Genomic DNA, 14,927 nt, shown 5'->3' with positions numbered 1-14,927 from the left:
CCGGCGAGCAGGGCCGCCGCCGCGAGCAGCCACCTCATCGTTCCTCGCCCTCGTCGTCGACGTACTCGAGCAGGTCGCCGGGCTGGCAGTCGAGCACCCGGCACATCGCCTCCAGGGTGCTGAACCGGACCGCCTTGGCCCGGCCGTTCTTCAGCACGGCCACGTTCGCCGGGGTCAGCCCGACCCGTTCGGCGAACTCGCCAACGCTCATCTTGCGTCTGGCCAGCTCGACGTCGATGCGCACGACGATCGGCATCAGATCACCGCTTCCATGTCGGTGCGCAGCGTGGTGGCCTGCCGCAGCAGGGCGCGCATGACCACCATGAGCAGCCCGGCCACCGTGACCCCGGCGGTCATCAGGAAGAACGCCACGATCGGTGCCGGGTCGTCGGCGTTCAGACCGACGTAGAGGAGCACGGCGACCAGCGTCAGCCACACGGCGGCGATCGCCCACACGATCACGTCCGATCATCCCGAGGTGGTGGCGTTTCATCGGCTGGTGTTCAGCACCCCGAGCCTGGCGGGACGGCTCCTGCGGTACATGCTCGACGACGAGGAGGCGCTGGCCGACGTCCTCGATCCGGGTGTCCGGGGCCGACTGCAGGCCGCCCAGGTGATCGCGGTTCAGCGCGTACTGGCCCGGACCAACTGGCAGAAGATCGCCGACGGGCGGAGCGCGCACGATGTACGACCCGAGGCCGTCGCCGACGCGGACCAGGCCTTCGCCCAACTGCGCCAGGTGGCGACCAACCCCTAGTCCGCCGCGCCCACCGTCAAGGGATCGGCCACTCGTGGACCGGCCGGTTGCCGTGCATCAGGTCGACGTAGTGCCGGACCACCTCGCGCAGCGCCGCCGGCCGGTCCAGGTGGTCGGCCTGCTCGAACCGGTGCAGCGCCTCCACCTGCCAGCTGGCGCCGTTGCGCCCGGTCAGGCAGCGCTGCTCGATGATGCCGAGCAGCCGGTCCCGCTCGGCCGGGTCGACACCCCACCGGTCCAGCCCGTGGTACGCCAGCGGCAGCAGCCGGCGCAGCACCAGCTCGGTGGCGGGCAGGTAGCCCAGCGCCGGCCAGAAGACCTGGGCGTCGATGCCGTGCCGGGCGCAGCTGGTGAAGTTCTCCTCGGCGGCGCTGAACGACATCTGCGACCACAGTGGCCGGTCGGACTCCGCCAGGGCCCGGACCAGCCCGAAGTAGAACGCCCCGTTGGCGATGGTGTCCACCACGGTCGGCCCGGCCGGCAGCACGCGGTTCTCCACCCGCAGGTGCGGGCGGCCCTTCAGCACGTCGTACACCGGCCGGTTCCAGCGGTAGATGGTGCCGTTGTGCAGGCGCAGCTCGGCCAGCTTCGGCACCTCGCCGGCCGCGAGGGTCTTGGCCGGGTCCTCCGGGTCGCAGACGGGCAGCAGCGCCGGGAAGTAGCGGACGTTCTCCTCGAACAGGTCGAAGACGCTGGTGATCCAGCGTTCCCCGAACCACACCCGGGGACGTACCCCCTGGGCCTTGATCTCCTCGGACCGGGTGTCGGTGGCCTGCTGGAACAGCGGCACCCGGGTCTCCCGCCACAGTTCCCGGCCGAAGAACAGCGGCGAGTTCGCCCCCAGGGCGACCTGGATGCCGGCGACGGCCTGGGCGGCGTTCCAGTAGTCGGCGAACTGGGCCGGGCTGACCTGGAGATGGAACTGGGTGCTCGTGCAGGCCGCCTCCGGGGTGATGGTGTCGGCGGTGGCGCGCAGCCGCTCCACCCCGCTGATCGAGATCGGCAGGTCCTCGCCGCGGGCGGCGAAGATCTGCTCGTTGAGCAACGCGTAGCGCGGGTTCGCCGAGAGCGTCTCGGCGGTCAGGTGCTCCGGCCGCAGGGTGGGCAGGATGCCGATCATCACCATGTGCGCGCCGACCGTGCGGGCCTTCGACTCGGCCTCGTTCAGGCTGGCCCGGACGTGCTCCTCGAACTCCGCGGTGCCGGCGCCGGCCAGCCGGCGCGGGGCGACGTTGATCTCCACGTTGAACTGGCCCAGCTCGGTCTGGAAGTCCGGGTCGGCGACCGCCGCCAGCACGTCGGCGTTGCGCATCGTCGGCATCGAGTCGTTGTCGACCAGGTTCAGCTCGATCTCCAGGCCGGTCATCGGCCGCTGCACGTCGAACCGCGACTCGCGCAGCATCTCGGCGAAGACGTCCAGACAGCGCCGGACCTTCTCCCGGTACCGGGCCCGGTCCTCCCGACTGAAGGTACGCGCGCCGACGTCCTCGCCCATGGTCACCACCCTGTCACCGTTGGTCTCCCCAACCTCGCACGGGTCGGCGGGGCGAGGAAAGACCCGAAGGACTCTTTACCTACCCAGTCGTGGCCCGGGTGATCCCCGTCGCGTGCGGGCGCGCGCACCGAGGGTGGCGGCCGTGCGGTGGCTAGCATGGCCGGCGGAAGAGGGAGGACCATGCGCGAGAAGACCACCCGGCTGTTCGTGGCGGCCGCCATCGCCGAGGCGTGCTCCTGGCTCGCCCTGCTCGTCGGCATGGCCGTGAAGTACGGCCCGCCGGACAACGAGATCGGCGTCAAGATCTTCGGCCCGATCCACGGGGCGCTCTTCGTCGCGTACGGCCTGCTGGTGCTCGCGGTGGCCCGGCTGCACCGGTGGAGCCTGCCGGTGACCGCGCTGGCCCTGGCCTGCGCGGTGCCGCCGTTCGCCACCGTCGCCTTCGAGCGCTGGGCCCGGCGCCGCGGGATGCTGCGGGTCACCGCGACGCCCCGCCCCGACCTCACCAGGGTCGGCTGAGCCGGTCGTCGCCGAGGAAGTCGGCCAGCACGGCCGCCAGCTCACCGGGGGCCTCCTCGGCCATGTGGTGGCCGGAGTCGATCGAGGCGGTCCGCAGGTCCGGCGCCCAGCGCCGCCAGATGGCGGCCGGATCGCCGTACAGCTCCACCATGTCGTCCCGCTCCGACCAGCAGAACAGCGTCGGGCACCCGATCCGCCGCCCGGCCGCCAGGTCCGCGTCGTCGGCCGCCCGGTCCGGGTGGTCCAGGGCCGCGCGCATCGCCACGTACCCGCCCCGGTCGTGTCCCACCACCGCGGCGCGCCGGTGGCCCAGCGCGGCGAGCAACGCCACCACGTCGGCGGCCATCGCCCGCTTGGCGTAGCCGGCGTGGTCCGGGCCGCCCGGCGGCTTGCCGGAGCCGCCGTAGCCCCGCAGGTCCGGGCAGATGACCGTGTACGCCGCGGCGCGACCCGGTGCCAGGTGGCGTGGGTATGCGGATGACCGTGCAGCAGGACGACGGCCGGTCCGGAGCCGCCGTGGCGGACCCGCAGCCGCACCGGGCCGACGTCGATCTCGTCGAGGGTGAAGTCGGCGAACATGGCCGCTGCGTGCCCGACCGGCCGGCCGCCGACACGCTCCCGGATCGCGGCGACCCGGTGGCCCCGGCTCAGCCGGTGAGCACCGACCAGGTGACCAGCGCCGCCACCAGCAGCGCGCCGAGGATCGCCTGGAGCAGCAGCGGCGGCCCCAGGTGCGACCAGAGGGTCGGGACGCGCGGGGTGAGCAGCTGCCCGGTGGTGAGGTTGACGATCCGCTCGATCCGCGGCGGCAGGTCGGCGTCGCGCTGCGGCCGCAGGGTGATCTGCACGTGGTCGGCCGGGTGCAGGGCGCTCTGCGGCAGGTGCCCGTGCAGCTCCACCTCGCAGAGCCGGCCGGCGCCGTCGCGCAACCGGACCGGGGTGACCAGGAACTCCGGTCCCTGCTTCAGCTCCTTCCAGCTGCGGCGGGCCCCACCGCCGCCGCTGGAGAGCAACGCCCGGGCCAGCCGCAGCAGCAGCCCCACCAGCCCGGCGGCGGTCAGCACCGCCACCAGCACCGGCTGCCCCACGCGTACCTCGCGTGGGTAGCCGTCGAGCAGGCGGACCACCCGGGCCGTGATGATCCGTTCCGTCGGCCGCACGATGCGTGGATAGTGCAGGTCTGTGTCCATCGATCACCACCGAGAGTCCTGTTCCGTTCACTGATGGTATCGGCCCTTGAGGTTGAACGACGTGAATGAATCCTGGTCACGGGCGGTGTGGACGCCAGGTGACAAGCGGATCGGCGCGGGTATGCGGGGGGCCGAGCCGGAAAGGGGTCGAGCATGCAGCTGTCCTTCCTGCGTCCGCTCTACGACCGTCCCGGGCCGTGGTGCTCGGTCTATCTGGACGCCTCCCGGGACACCCACGATGCGCATCCCCAGGTCGACCTGCGGTGGCGAGCCCTCAAGGGCAACCTGCTGGAGCAGGGCGCCGACCCGGCGACCATCGACGCGGTCGAACGGGTGGTGCGCGGCCACGATCCGATGGCGGGGGACTACGGCCTGGCCGTGTTCGCCACCGGCGGCCGGGTGGTGCTCACCGAGTACCTCTCCGCGCCGCCGCTGCGCGACCTCGCCACCTGGTCCGTCCTGCCGCACACCATGCCCTTGGTCGCCCAGCGCGGCGAACAGGTCGCCTGGGTGCGGGTGCTCGCCGACCGCACCGGCGCCGACGCCGTCGCGGTCAGCGCCGGCGGGGTGCCCCGCCGGGCCAGCGTCCGGGGCCGGGAGAGCTACCAGCTGCGCCGGGTGCAGCCCGGCGGCTGGTCCCAGTCCCGCTACCAGCGGGCCGCCATGGAGGCCTGGCACCACAACGCCGGTGACGCCGCTGCGGCCACCGTGGAGCTGGCCGAGAAGGTCGGCGCCGACGTGGTCGTGGTCGCCGGTGACATCCGGGCCACCGGCATGATCGCCGCCCAGCTGCCCGAACGCTGGCAGGACGTGCTGGTCCGCACCGACGCCGGCAAGCGCGCCGGCGGCGCCGACCCGGGCCGGATGGACGACCTGACCGTGCAGACCATCGCCGAGGTGGCCGACCAGCGGATCACCGCGGCGCTGGACCGCTTCGGCATGCAGGAGGACGTCGGCGCCGGCCTGGACGCCGTGGTCTCCGCACTGCAACGCAACCAGGTCGACACCATGCTCATCGTCGACGACGCCTCCGCCGACGGCGAACTCTGGATCGGTCCCGACCCGACCGAGATCGCCACCGACCCGGCCCAGCTGGCCGCCATGTCGGTCCGCGACCCGCAGCGGGTCCGCGCCGACGCCGCGTTGCTGCGGGCGGTGGCCGGCACCGACGCCGAACTCACCGTCCTCGCACCCGAGGAGGCGCCGGAGCTCACCGACGGCGTGGGCGCGGTCCTGCGCTTCGTGGACGCCAGCACCCCGGGCCGGGGCAATGGCTGAGCGGACCGCGGCCGACCTGGTGGTCGAGCGGCTGCGCGCCTGGCAGGTGCCGCGGGCGTTCGGCTACCCCGGGTGGGCGATCGCCCCGCTGGTCGAGGCGCTGGACCACTCCGGCGGTGATCCGGAGTTCGTGCCGGCCCGGCACGAGGAGACAGCGTCCTTCATGGCCACCGGGCACGCCAAGTTCACCGGCGGCATCGGCGTCTGCCTGGCCACTCAGGGGCCCAGCGCGGTGCACCTGCTCAACGGCCTCTACGACGCCAAGCTCGACAGCAAGCCGGTGGTGGCGATCATCGGCGAGGACGTCAGCGGGCCGCTGGGCGCCGCGCACCAGGAGATCGGCCTGAGCCGGCTCTTCGGGGACGTGTGCAACCAGTTCGTCCGGTACGCGCGCAGCCCGGAGCAGGTTCCCGCGGTGCTCGACCAGGCGTTCCGTACCGCGGCGGCGACCCGCAGCCCGGCCTGCGTGGTGCTGCCCCGGTCGGTGCAGGTCGCGCCGGTGTCCGACCGCTACCCGCAGGACGGCCGGATCGTCTCGGCCACCCCTGGTGAGCCGCTGGCCCGGGTCCTGCCGCACGACGGTGACCTGGACGCCGCCGCGTCGCTGCTGCTCACCGCCCACCGGGTGGCGATCCTGGTCGGCCAGGGCGCCCGGGACGCCGGCCCGGAGATCGTCGCGCTGGCCGACCGGCTGGGCGCGGGCGTGGCCACCTCGCTGCTCGGCAAGCCGGTGCTCGACGAGCGGCTGCCCTTCCACACCGGGGTGCTCGGCGAGGTCGGCACTCCGGCCAGCGCGCAGCTGATGGGGGGCTGCGACACCCTGCTGATGGTGGGCACCACCGAGCCCTGGACGGACTACCTGCCGATGCCGGGATCGACCCGCACGGTGCAGATCGACATCGACGGCCGCCGGATCGGCAACCACTACCCGGTCGAGGTGGCGCTGGTCGGTGACGCCGCCGAGACGCTGCGGGCGCTGCTCGACCGGGTGCCGCACCTGCGCAACCACGACTGGCGGGGGGTCGTCGAGTCGACCGTGGAGGGCTGGCGGGAGCAGGCCGCCGAGCGGGCCAACGAACCCGCCGATCCGGTGAACCCGCAGCTGGTCCTGCACGAGCTGTCGTCCCGGCTGCCACCGGCCGGAGCGGTCGCCGTGGACGTCGGCTCGGTGCTCTACTGGTACGCCCGGCACCTGGAACTGCCCCCGGGGGTCAACGCGCAGCTCTGCGGCACGCTCGGCTCGATGGGCTGCGCCCTGCCGTACGCGGTCGCGGCCAAGCTCGCCCGGCCGGACCAGCCGGTGGTCGCGCTGCTCGGCGACGGGGCTATGCAGCTCAACGGGCTCGCGGAGCTGATCACCGTGGCCCACCACTGGCCGGAGTGGGCCGACCCGCGGCTGGTGGTGCTGGTGCTCAACAACCGCGACCAGTCCGGGATGGGTGGCGGCCGGCAGGTGCCCGCCCCGACGGCCGATCGCCGGCCGGACGTCCCGTACGCCGGCTGGGCCCGCCTGCTCGGGCTGCACGGCGTCCGGGTGGACCGGCCGGAGCTGGTCGGCCCGGCGTGGGACGAGGTCCTCGCCGCGGACCGGCCCGCCGTCCTGGAGGTCGTCGTCGACGCCCGGGTCCCGCTGGCCCCGCCGGAGCCGGCCTTCGCGGACCTGCGGGGTGTCTTCGCCGCCGGCGACGCCGCGCGGCGGGTCCGCGACCGGATGCTGGAGACCTCAGTGACGGTGGAGGCCGAGGACATGGGGTAGGCGTACCCGAAGGGGCCAGCCCGTTCCCCGCGCGGTACGGCGGGGCCGGTGTCGCCGATGGCCGTCGCTCGCCCGCATCCGCCACCCGCCGAGGTATTGGTCCCGCCGGGTGGCGGATGCCCGTTTAGACCCGATCGGGACGGGAAGCCGGGCCGCGTGGTGAGCAGCGAGCGAGGCAGGGTCGAACCGGCGCCGGAGGCGCACCGGGAACTCACGGCGGCCGGCGCCGGTCTGGCCGGCGACCGGGTCGTCGCCGTGGGCAGCACCGCCCGGGTGCTGGTGGCGGCGGCGTCCCGGGCCCTGCGCGGCGCCGACTGCGCCGACCTGGGCGGGCCGCGGCCGATGTCCCGCTTCCCCGGCACTCCGGACCCGGTACGCCGCGCGGCCGCCGCCCGGGCCGCCGCCCGGGTCGCCCTGACCGCCGCCCAGACGGCGGAGGTCGACGCCGCACGGGTGGCGGAGTGGCTGGCCGGGCAGTACCCGCGTCGCCGCTACCCGGGAGTGCTGCTGGGCTCGGCGCACGGCGCCGCCGCGCACCTGGCGGCCGCCCTGGACATGCCCTGGCTGCCCGCCTCGTTCGACATCTCGGTGCACTGGAGCAGCGGGGCGGTGGACCGACCCCGGGCCGCCCTGGACCACGGCGCCGCGCTCACCGCCCGGCTGCTCGCCGGCAACCCCGACGTGCACGTACGCCAGGTGCACTGCCCGGCCAGCCGGGGTGCGCTGGCCGGTGTCACCGTCTCGCTGTCGGTGCGCTGGCGGACGCTGCCGGTGGCCTACCGGCGGTTCCTCGCCGACCGGCTGAGCCCCGGCGGCGCGGTGCTGCTGCTGCGCGACGCCCGGACCTGGCCCGTGCTCGACGAGGGGCTGGGGCACAGCTTCCAGGTCGGCTCGCCGGCCAGCGGGCTGGAGCCGGTCGACTTCCATCCCGACTCGCACGCCCTGCGCCAGGTGCTGCGTTCGGCCGGCGGTGACGGCGCCCGCTGGGAGCCGCCGGAGGTCACCGCTCCCCGGGAGTCCGCCGAGACCGGGGTGGACGCCGGCTTCGTCGACAGCGTGGGGGTCTGGTCCGGCCGGCACGGCCACCCGTTGCACCGGGTGCTCTTCCCCCAGCCCGAGGCGCTCAGCGCCGCCACCGCCGACCTGTACCGCGGCTGGCTGCGGCGGGCCGGTAAGACGGGGGACCGGCTGGTGGTGGAGTGCGGGCGGCTGCTCGACCCGTGGCAGGTGGTCCGGGCCGGGCTGGTGCCGTACTGGTGCGAGAACGCGACCCGGCGGCGGGTGGAGGGGGTGGAGTGGTGGCTCGCCGGCAGCGAGCCGTTCAGCTCGGTCGACGTGCTCCCGGAACCGCCCGGAGTCCGCTCCCCGGCGCTGGCCGGCCTGCCGCAGTGGCTCGCGGTGGCCGCGTTCGGGCGCCGGCGCCGGGCCCTGGACCGCGGCTCCGCCCGCGGGTACCCGGTCTCCTCGGTGCCCACCTCGCGGGCCACCGAGGTGCTGCGCAACCAGCCGTACGACCTGCCCACGCCGCCGCCGTTGCCGGTTACCGACGCGTTGGGGGCGTTGCGGGACGGCGGCGCAGCGCAGGGCCTCGTGCTGCGCTGACCGGCGGAAATCGCCCGCCGTCACCCGTCGCGGCGGGCCCTGCGGACCAGCCTGCCGAAACATCCTCGCGAACCCGGGGTCGCGTGATTGAGTACCTACGGAGCGGGAAGACCGCTCGCTGCGACGGTCCGATCATGCCGCGCGGCGTTCGGTAGCTGCCCGCTGGCATCCCAAGTCACGTAACCCAACTTCCGGCCCGGTGCGTGGTCCGACCACGCGCACGACCGGTCCCATCCGGGCGGGGGACCTTCCTGAGGGAGGCGCGGATGTTCGGACAGACGACCACGACCACACCGCCGGCCACCGAGCGGGGCCTTGAGGACCTCGACGCCGCGGCACTGGCGTACGCGGCCCGGATCGAGGGCCTGCCACCGGAGCGGCGGCAGGAGGCGCGCGACGACCTCGTCCGGTTCGCCCTGCCCTTCGCCGGCCGGCTGGCCCGCCGGTACCGGGGACGCGGCGAACCGCTGGAGGACCTGGAGCAGGTGGCGCGGCTCGGCCTGGTCAACGCCGTCGACCGGTACGATCCGGAACGGGGCTCGTTCACCGCGTACGCGGCGATCACCATCGTCGGTGAGATCAAACGGCACTTCCGGGACCGCACCTGGGGCGTGCACGTGCCGCGCCGGCTGCGCGACCTGATCCTGGAGGTCGGCCAGGCCACCGCGGCGCTGACCAGCGAGCTGTCCCGGGCACCGTCGGTGGCCGAGCTGTCGGCCCGGCTGGAGACGCCGCAGGAGGAGATCCTCGCGGCGCTGGAGTCGGCGGCCGGCTACAGCCCCGCGTCGCTCAACGCGCCGGTCGGCGGCGAGAGCTCCGCGGAGTTCGGCGACCTGGTCGGCGAGTCGGACAACGCGCTGGAGTCGGTGGACGACCGGGTGACGGTCAGCGGTCTGCTGCACCGGTTGCCCTGGCGGGAGCGGCGGATCCTCGCGATGCGCTTCTACGGCAACCAGACCCAGGCGGAGATCGCCGCGCGGTTCGGCATCTCGCAGATGCACGTGTCCCGGCTGTTGTCCCGGGCGTTGACCTGGCTGCGCCAGGCGATGCTCGCCGACGCCCCGCCGCCCTGGCAGACCGGCGCTGCGGAGTCCGGCGCCGCGAAGTCCGGCGCCGCGAAGTCGAAGATCTCGGTGAAGCAGAACGGCGACCGGGTGGTCGTCGAGGTCGGCGGCGAGATCGACCGCGACGGCGCCGACCAGCTGCGCCGGGCGATGCTGGAGGCGGTCACCGGCCAGCCCAGCGAGGTGGTGGTCGACCTGGTGGGCGCCGGTGGCTTCGACGCCGGTGGGATCGCCGCCCTGATGGCCGGCCGGGACGCCGCCGCCCGTACGGGTGTGCCGCTGCGGCTGACCCGGGTGCAGCCGGCGGTCCGCCGGTCCCTGACCGCCGCCGGCCTGGCCGCCACCGCCGACGCCTGACCCCAGGCCCACCGGAGCCCCGGCCGCCACGGCGCGCCGGGGCTCCACTCTGCCCATCCACCCGGACCGCCGCCCACGGCCCGTTGATCATGAAGTTGACGGCGGTGTGGATCTCCTTCAGTGCCGCAAACCTCATGATCAACGGCCGGGGAGGGGCGGGAGGAGGGGTCAGTGCTCCTCGGTGTCGCCCTTGCTGTGGGGGTGGCGCCAGCGCTCGTTTGGCTGGGGGGCGCGTTCGGCGCCGAGGGCGCCGGTCTCCGGCTCGTCGGTCTGCTCGAAGCTGGGCCGGCGGATCTCCTCCGGCTCGGGCACGTCGACCGGCCGGGCGCCGGACTGCGGCGCCGGGTGGTACGCGACCGCCTCCCGGGCGCCGTGCGCGCCCTCGGCCGCCGGGGATTCCGGGACGTGCCGCTCGTGGTGCAGCTCCTCGCCGAACCCCTGCGGCGGCTTGGTGGTGCGCTGGGGCAGGTCCCGGCCCAGGTCGGCGACGAGCGAACCGTACTTGGCGTCGAAGGCCGGGCGCTCGGAGCGGATCCGGGGCATCCGGTCGAAGTTGCGCAGCGGCGGGGGACAGGTGGTCGCCCACTCCAGCGAGTTGCCGAAGCCCCAGGGGTCGTCCACGGTGACCATCGCGCCGTACCGCCAGGTCTTCCAGACGTTGTAGATGAAGAACAACGTGGACGCGCCGAGGATGAAGGACCCGATGCTGGAGATCGTGTTCAACCCGGTGAACCCGTCGCTGGGCAGGTAGTCGGCGTACCGCCGGGGCATGCCCTCGGCGCCCAGCCAGTGCTGCACCAGGAACGTCATGTGGAAGCCGACGAACATCGTCCAGAAGTGCAGCTTGCCCAGGCGCTCGTCGAGCAGCCGGCCGGTCATCTTCGGGAACCAGAAGTAGACGCCGCCGAACGCGGCGAAGACGATGGTGCCGAAGAGCACGTAGTGGAAGTGCGCCACCACGAAGTAGGTGTCGGTGACGTGGAAGTCCACCGGCGGGCTGGCCAGTAGCACCCCGGTCAGGCCGCCGAGCAGGAAGGTGACCAGGAAGCCGACGGCGAAGAGCATCGGCGTCTCGAAGGTGATCTGGCCCTTCCACATGGTGCCGATCCAGTTGAAGAACTTCACCCCGGTCGGTATGGCGATCAGGTAGCTCAGGATGCTGAAGAACGGCAGCAGCACCTGTCCGGTACCGAACATGTGGTGTGCCCAGACGCTCATCGACAGGATGGTGATGGCGATGGTGGCGAGCACCAGACCGGTGTAGCCGAAGATCGGCTTGCGGGAGAAGACGGGGATGATCTCGGTGATGATGCCGAAGAACGGGAGCGCGACGATGTAGACCTCGGGGTGGCCGAAGAACCAGAACAGGTGCTGCCAGAGCATCGGCCCACCGGTGGTCGGATCGAAGACGTGCGAGTGCAGGATCCGGTCGGAGCCCAGAGCCATGAGCGCCGCCGCCAGCAGGGGGAAGACCATGATCACCAGGACGCTGGTGAGCAGCAGGTTCCAGGTGAAGATCGGCATCCGGAACATGGTCATGCCCGGGGCGCGCAGGGTCAGGATCGTGGTGATCATGTTGACGGCGCCGAGAATGGTGCCCAGGCCGGAGACCACCAGGCCGATCACCCACATGTTCCCGCCCACCCCCGGGCTGTGCTGGGACAGGCTCAACGGCGTGTACGCGAACCAACCGAAGTCGGCGGCACCGCCGGGGACGATGAACCCGCCGAGCACTATCGAGCCGCCGAACAGGTAGAGCCAGTACGCGAACGCGTTCAGCCGCGGGAACGACACGTCCGGCGCACCGATCTGGAGCGGGACGATGTAGTTGCCGAAGGCGAACACCAGCGGCGTCGCGAAGAGCAGCAGCATGATCGTGCCATGCATGGTGAACGCCTGGTTGTACTGCTCGGGAGAGAGGAACTGCAGCCCGGGACGGGCCAGTTCGGCCCGGAGCAGCAGTGCCAGCACGCCGCCGATCACGAAGAACACGAAGGACGTGATCAGGTACAGCAGGCCGATCTGCTTGGCGTCGGTCGTGCCGAGGAGCTTGAGCAGTTTGTTGCCCGGTAGTGCTGGACGCACCGGTCCGGGATAGCCGCCGAACCGGGCCGGCGCCAGGATGGCGGGTCCCCGGTCGTGTGCCGGCTCCGTGACTACCCGTTTGGGCATATTGCTCTCACCCCGTCGTGACGGCGGAAAGGACGGGCGTGGCTACCCGACCCACCACCTATAAAACCAGGCGAGAGCGGAAAATTCGGTCAGTTTGCCGGTAGCATCGCCCAGACGACCTTGCCGTTGGCGGCGGGTGAGCTGCCCCAGCGCTGGGTCAACTCCCGGACCAGCATGAGTCCACGGCCACCCTCGGCGCGCAGGTCCATCCTCCGGGAGCGGACCGACTCCTGGCTCTCGTCGAAGACGGCGAGGTGCAGGTACGGCCGGCGCAGGGTGACGGTGACCCGCATCGGGGTGCCGGCGTGCCGGACCACGTTGCCGACCAGTTCGCTGAGCACGAGCGAGGCCGGCCCGACCGCCTCGGGCAGGTTCCACCGCCCGCACGCGTCGGTCACCAGCTCCCGGGCCCGCCGGCAGGCGCCCGCCACCGGCTCGAGCCGGGCGCGTAGCCGGGGGGTCGCCGCCGCCCCGACCGTCCGGGTGGCCTCCGCGCAGTCCGGGCTGACCGGCACCACCCGGCAGACGGTGGACTCGGCCAGCCAGGCGGCGGCGTCGGCGGGCGGGGAGCAGAGCACCATCGGCACCGCCGGCCAGCTCGCGGCCTGTCGGGCGGCCGCCGCGAAGACCGACAGCGCCAGCCGGTCCTTGACCTGCACGTCGGTCAGGTCCACCACGAGCGCGTCGGGCTGCTCGGACAGGCAGCGGTCCAGCACGCCGTGCACCGGGCGCATGGTGCCGGTGTCCAGGCCACCGGCGAGCCGGACGACCGTGACCGGGGTTCGGTCGTCGACCTGGCACGTGATCCGGCTCGGCATGGGGCCCTCGTTTCGGTCTCGTCGCTGGCCTGCGAACTACCCGGGCCGTAGCCGGGTCAAACCGGACGGTGCGCCGCGTCGCCCCGGCTCAGCGGTGACGACGACCACGGGTGGTGAGCACCCCGAGGGCGATCATGCCGAGGCCGAGCAGCAGGTGCAGCCAGTTGTCGGCGTTGTTCACCGGGATGAAGTTCGCGCCGCTGGAGTGGTCGACCACCAGGCCGTAGAGCCAGAGCACGAGATAGATCGCCCCGCCGCCGAGCAGGAAGGTCCGCGCGCCGGAGATGGTCCGGGACAGCGCCAGGCCGGCGACGCCGAACGCCAGGTGGACGAGGTTGTGCAGCACCGAGACCTGGAACAGCCCCAGCAGCTTCGCCCCCGAGCCGTGACCGGCGAAGGACAGGTCACCGTAGTGGGTGGTGATTCCCGGCACGAAGCCCAGCACGCCCACGATCAGGAAGACCACGCCGACCGTGGCGGCGGCCCGGCGTACCGGGGAGTGCCCGTCGGCCGGTCCTCGACGTCCCCGGCTGTGCGCCATCGCGTTGGCCATCGCGCGCTCCCTCCGTGCCACGGGTGTTTGCGGTGGCGCGGGATTCCCGCGCAGTGCCCGGACAAACGCGGGCCCGGTCCACGCCGAGGCGGCGGACCGGGCCCGTCGAGGCGGGGAGGGGGTCAGACCGGCTGGAGCCGCCCGGCCCCGGCGAGCGTACGGACCCGCTCGTAGAGCCCGACGTACTTCTCGGCCATCACCGCGGGGGTGAACCGGGTGGCCGCCTCCCGCCGGCACTCGTCCGGGTCCAGCAGGCCGGCCGCGATCACCAGGTCACCCAGCTCCTCCTCATCGGTGGTGAGCAGCCCGGTGCGGCCGTGCTCGATCAGCTCCGGCAGGCAGCCCCGCGCGGTGGAGACCACCGGCGTACCCAGGGCCAGGGACTCGACCACGGCGGTGCCGCCGGGCTCCTCCCAGCGCAGCGGGAACAGCGACGCGCGGGCCCCGGCCAGCAGGTCGTCGCGCTCCTGGCCGGCGACCGTGCCGACCCAGCGGACCAGGTCGCCGTCGACGTGCGGGGCCACGTGGTCGTAGAAGAACCGCACATCCGGGTTCTGCCGGGCCTCGTCGCCCGCCGCGGCCAGGTCCTCCGGCCGGTGGTACGGCCCGACCGGGCCGGCCAGCACCAGCGGGAAGCCGGCCTGCTGCGCCAGCCGCGCGCCGACGTCCTGCCCCTTGCCCGGGTTGATCCGGCCCAGGATGATCATGTAGTCGCCCTTGTCCACCCGGGGTCGGCGGTCGGCGTCGACCGCGAGCGGGGTGGACAGGTGCACGTGCCCGACCGAGTGGTCGCGCAGCGCCTGCGGCGCCCGGGCCAGCTGCGAGGCCGACACGCCGTTGACCCGCACCCGGTCGCCGCCGTCGAGGTTGCCGTACAGCTCCGGGTGCTTGGCCAGGTCCCAGTGCAGGGTGTGCAGCACCGGCGGCCCGGCCGGGCCCATCGCGGCCATCGTCGCCAGCCCGACCGCCTCGACGTGGTCGTGCACCAGGTCGATGTCGTCGCGGGAGTGCAGCGCCCGCACCACCCCGCCCAGGTGCGCCTGGGAGACCCCGCAGACCTGGTTGTACGGCCGCTGGAGGGCGTGGAACTGGCCGTCGGGGAAGACCGAGATCTTCTCGTCCACCGGCAGGGTGCTGCTCTCCACCGAGGCGAGGACGACGCGCACCCCGAGTCGCCGCAGTTCCGGCACCAGGGTGGCGATCACGTTCTCGATACCGCCGTAGCCGGGTGGTGGCACGGAGAGCCAGGGGCCGGCGTTCATCAGGACCGTGAGACTCATCGTGCGGGATTCCTTCCGTCGGCGCGGTCGCCCGGGGGCGTCCGCTGCGCGCCAGCGACCGGCCACCACGGCCGGGCGTCTCGTCG

At 73.3% G+C, this 14,927-nt stretch carries 15 protein-coding genes; 6 read left to right on the top strand and 9 right to left on the bottom strand.

Translation table 11 applies throughout. The annotated features are described in order from the left end of the window. Nucleotides 1-34: 34 nt before the first annotated feature. Both GA0070564_RS16145 and GA0070564_RS16140 read right to left on the bottom strand, forming a co-directional pair. Nucleotides 35-256, bottom strand: a complete 222-nt coding sequence (locus GA0070564_RS16145) for a helix-turn-helix domain-containing protein (protein WP_091609458.1) — start codon at nt 254-256, stop codon at nt 35-37. Further along, a complete protein-coding gene (locus tag GA0070564_RS16140; protein ID WP_091609457.1) occupies nt 256-462 on the bottom strand; it encodes a DUF2975 domain-containing protein in 207 nt (68 codons plus the stop codon). The genes GA0070564_RS16145 and GA0070564_RS16140 overlap by 1 nt, the downstream gene beginning before the upstream one ends. A 16-nt stretch (nt 463-478) precedes the next feature. On the opposite strand from GA0070564_RS16140, the gene GA0070564_RS16135 reads away from it, so the two are divergent. Continuing rightward, nucleotides 479-757, top strand: coding sequence for a hypothetical protein (locus tag GA0070564_RS16135; protein WP_218104932.1), 279 nt, complete (start codon nt 479-481; stop codon nt 755-757). Nucleotides 758-773: 16 nt separating this feature from the next. Here GA0070564_RS16135 and GA0070564_RS16130 read toward each other — a convergent pair whose 3' ends face one another. Continuing rightward, nucleotides 774-2,252, bottom strand: coding sequence for a glutamate-cysteine ligase family protein (locus GA0070564_RS16130; RefSeq protein ID WP_091609677.1), 1,479 nt, complete (start codon nt 2,250-2,252; stop codon nt 774-776). Nucleotides 2,253-2,432: 180 nt separating this feature from the next. Here GA0070564_RS16130 and GA0070564_RS16125 point away from each other — a divergent pair, with 180 nt between their 5' ends. Beyond that, nucleotides 2,433-2,771: a DUF3817 domain-containing protein gene (locus tag GA0070564_RS16125; RefSeq protein WP_091609456.1), complete on the top strand. Its 339-nt coding sequence runs from the start codon at nt 2,433-2,435 to the stop codon at nt 2,769-2,771. Here the strand turns inward: GA0070564_RS16125 and GA0070564_RS16120 are convergent. Both GA0070564_RS16120 and GA0070564_RS16115 read right to left on the bottom strand, forming a co-directional pair. Beyond that, entirely contained in the window at nt 2,755-3,198 is a 444-nt protein-coding gene (locus GA0070564_RS16120) for an alpha/beta fold hydrolase (RefSeq protein WP_245670085.1), read from the bottom strand. The two genes, GA0070564_RS16125 and GA0070564_RS16120, sit on opposite strands and share 17 nt — an antisense overlap. 220 nt (nt 3,199-3,418) lie before the next feature. Then, nucleotides 3,419-3,961 carry a hypothetical protein gene (locus GA0070564_RS16115; RefSeq protein WP_091609455.1) on the bottom strand — a complete coding sequence of 181 codons (543 nt, stop codon included), beginning with the start codon at nt 3,959-3,961 and terminating at the stop codon, nt 3,419-3,421. 153 nt (nt 3,962-4,114) lie between these two features. Here GA0070564_RS16115 and GA0070564_RS16110 point away from each other — a divergent pair, with 153 nt between their 5' ends. The 4 genes from GA0070564_RS16110 (at nt 4,115) to GA0070564_RS16095 (ending at nt 10,018) form a co-directional block, all read left to right on the top strand. Beyond that, on the top strand, nt 4,115-5,239 hold the full coding sequence (locus GA0070564_RS16110; RefSeq protein ID WP_091609454.1) for a baeRF2 domain-containing protein: 1,125 nt from the start codon (nt 4,115-4,117) through the stop codon (nt 5,237-5,239). Next, nucleotides 5,232-6,995 carry a thiamine pyrophosphate-binding protein gene (locus GA0070564_RS16105; protein WP_091609453.1) on the top strand — a complete coding sequence of 588 codons (1,764 nt, stop codon included), beginning with the start codon at nt 5,232-5,234 and terminating at the stop codon, nt 6,993-6,995. The genes GA0070564_RS16110 and GA0070564_RS16105 overlap by 8 nt, the downstream gene beginning before the upstream one ends. A gap of 231 nt (nt 6,996-7,226) precedes the next feature. Continuing rightward, entirely contained in the window at nt 7,227-8,597 is a 1,371-nt protein-coding gene (locus GA0070564_RS16100) for a hypothetical protein (protein WP_091609676.1), read from the top strand. A gap of 266 nt (nt 8,598-8,863) precedes the next feature. After that, complete coding sequence (locus GA0070564_RS16095) at nt 8,864-10,018, top strand: SigB/SigF/SigG family RNA polymerase sigma factor (RefSeq protein ID WP_091609452.1); 1,155 nt, start codon at nt 8,864-8,866, stop codon at nt 10,016-10,018. 168 nt (nt 10,019-10,186) lie between these two features. Here GA0070564_RS16095 and ctaD read toward each other — a convergent pair whose 3' ends face one another. The 4 genes from ctaD to GA0070564_RS16075 all read right to left on the bottom strand — a co-directional run bounded on the left by ctaD (nt 10,187) and on the right by GA0070564_RS16075 (nt 14,841). Next, the gene (gene ctaD / locus GA0070564_RS16090; protein WP_091609451.1) at nt 10,187-12,190 is read right to left on the bottom strand and encodes an aa3-type cytochrome oxidase subunit I; all 2,004 of its coding nucleotides are present in this window, start codon (nt 12,188-12,190) and stop codon (nt 10,187-10,189) included. A gap of 89 nt (nt 12,191-12,279) precedes the next feature. Next, on the bottom strand, nt 12,280-13,008 hold the full coding sequence (locus GA0070564_RS16085) for an ATP-binding protein (protein ID WP_091609450.1): 729 nt from the start codon (nt 13,006-13,008) through the stop codon (nt 12,280-12,282). Between the two features lie 88 nt (nt 13,009-13,096). Continuing rightward, complete coding sequence (locus tag GA0070564_RS16080; RefSeq protein WP_091609449.1) at nt 13,097-13,561, bottom strand: DUF4383 domain-containing protein; 465 nt, start codon at nt 13,559-13,561, stop codon at nt 13,097-13,099. Between the two features lie 122 nt (nt 13,562-13,683). After that, nucleotides 13,684-14,841: a glycosyltransferase gene (locus tag GA0070564_RS16075; protein WP_091609448.1), complete on the bottom strand. Its 1,158-nt coding sequence runs from the start codon at nt 14,839-14,841 to the stop codon at nt 13,684-13,686. Between the last annotated feature and the right edge of the window lie 86 nt (nt 14,842-14,927).

The sequence above is a fragment of the Micromonospora mirobrigensis genome, from assembly GCF_900091555.1.
GTDB lineage: Bacteria > Actinomycetota > Actinomycetes > Mycobacteriales > Micromonosporaceae > Micromonospora > Micromonospora mirobrigensis.
Note: the sequence above shows the minus strand (reverse complement) of the source record. Positions and strands in the feature narration are given on the sequence as shown.

Excerpts from the sequence above, each read along its gene's own strand:
- GA0070564_RS16145 (WP_091609458.1), bottom strand. The coding sequence starts at position 256 with ATGCCGATCGTCGTGCGCATCGACGTCGAGCTGGCCAGACGCAAGATG.
- GA0070564_RS16130 (WP_091609677.1), bottom strand. The coding sequence starts at position 2,252 with ATGGGCGAGGACGTCGGCGCGCGTACCTTCAGTCGGGAGGACCGGGCC.
- GA0070564_RS16125 (WP_091609456.1), top strand. The coding sequence starts at position 2,433 with ATGCGCGAGAAGACCACCCGGCTGTTCGTGGCGGCCGCCATCGCCGAG.
- GA0070564_RS16115 (WP_091609455.1), bottom strand. The coding sequence starts at position 3,961 with ATGGACACAGACCTGCACTATCCACGCATCGTGCGGCCGACGGAACGG.
- GA0070564_RS16110 (WP_091609454.1), top strand. The coding sequence starts at position 4,115 with ATGCAGCTGTCCTTCCTGCGTCCGCTCTACGACCGTCCCGGGCCGTGG.
- GA0070564_RS16105 (WP_091609453.1), top strand. The coding sequence starts at position 5,232 with ATGGCTGAGCGGACCGCGGCCGACCTGGTGGTCGAGCGGCTGCGCGCC.
- GA0070564_RS16095 (WP_091609452.1), top strand. The coding sequence starts at position 8,864 with ATGTTCGGACAGACGACCACGACCACACCGCCGGCCACCGAGCGGGGC.
- ctaD (WP_091609451.1), bottom strand. The coding sequence starts at position 12,190 with ATGCCCAAACGGGTAGTCACGGAGCCGGCACACGACCGGGGACCCGCC.
- GA0070564_RS16085 (WP_091609450.1), bottom strand. The coding sequence starts at position 13,008 with ATGCCGAGCCGGATCACGTGCCAGGTCGACGACCGAACCCCGGTCACG.
- GA0070564_RS16080 (WP_091609449.1), bottom strand. The coding sequence starts at position 13,561 with ATGGCCAACGCGATGGCGCACAGCCGGGGACGTCGAGGACCGGCCGAC.
- GA0070564_RS16075 (WP_091609448.1), bottom strand. The coding sequence starts at position 14,841 with ATGAGTCTCACGGTCCTGATGAACGCCGGCCCCTGGCTCTCCGTGCCA.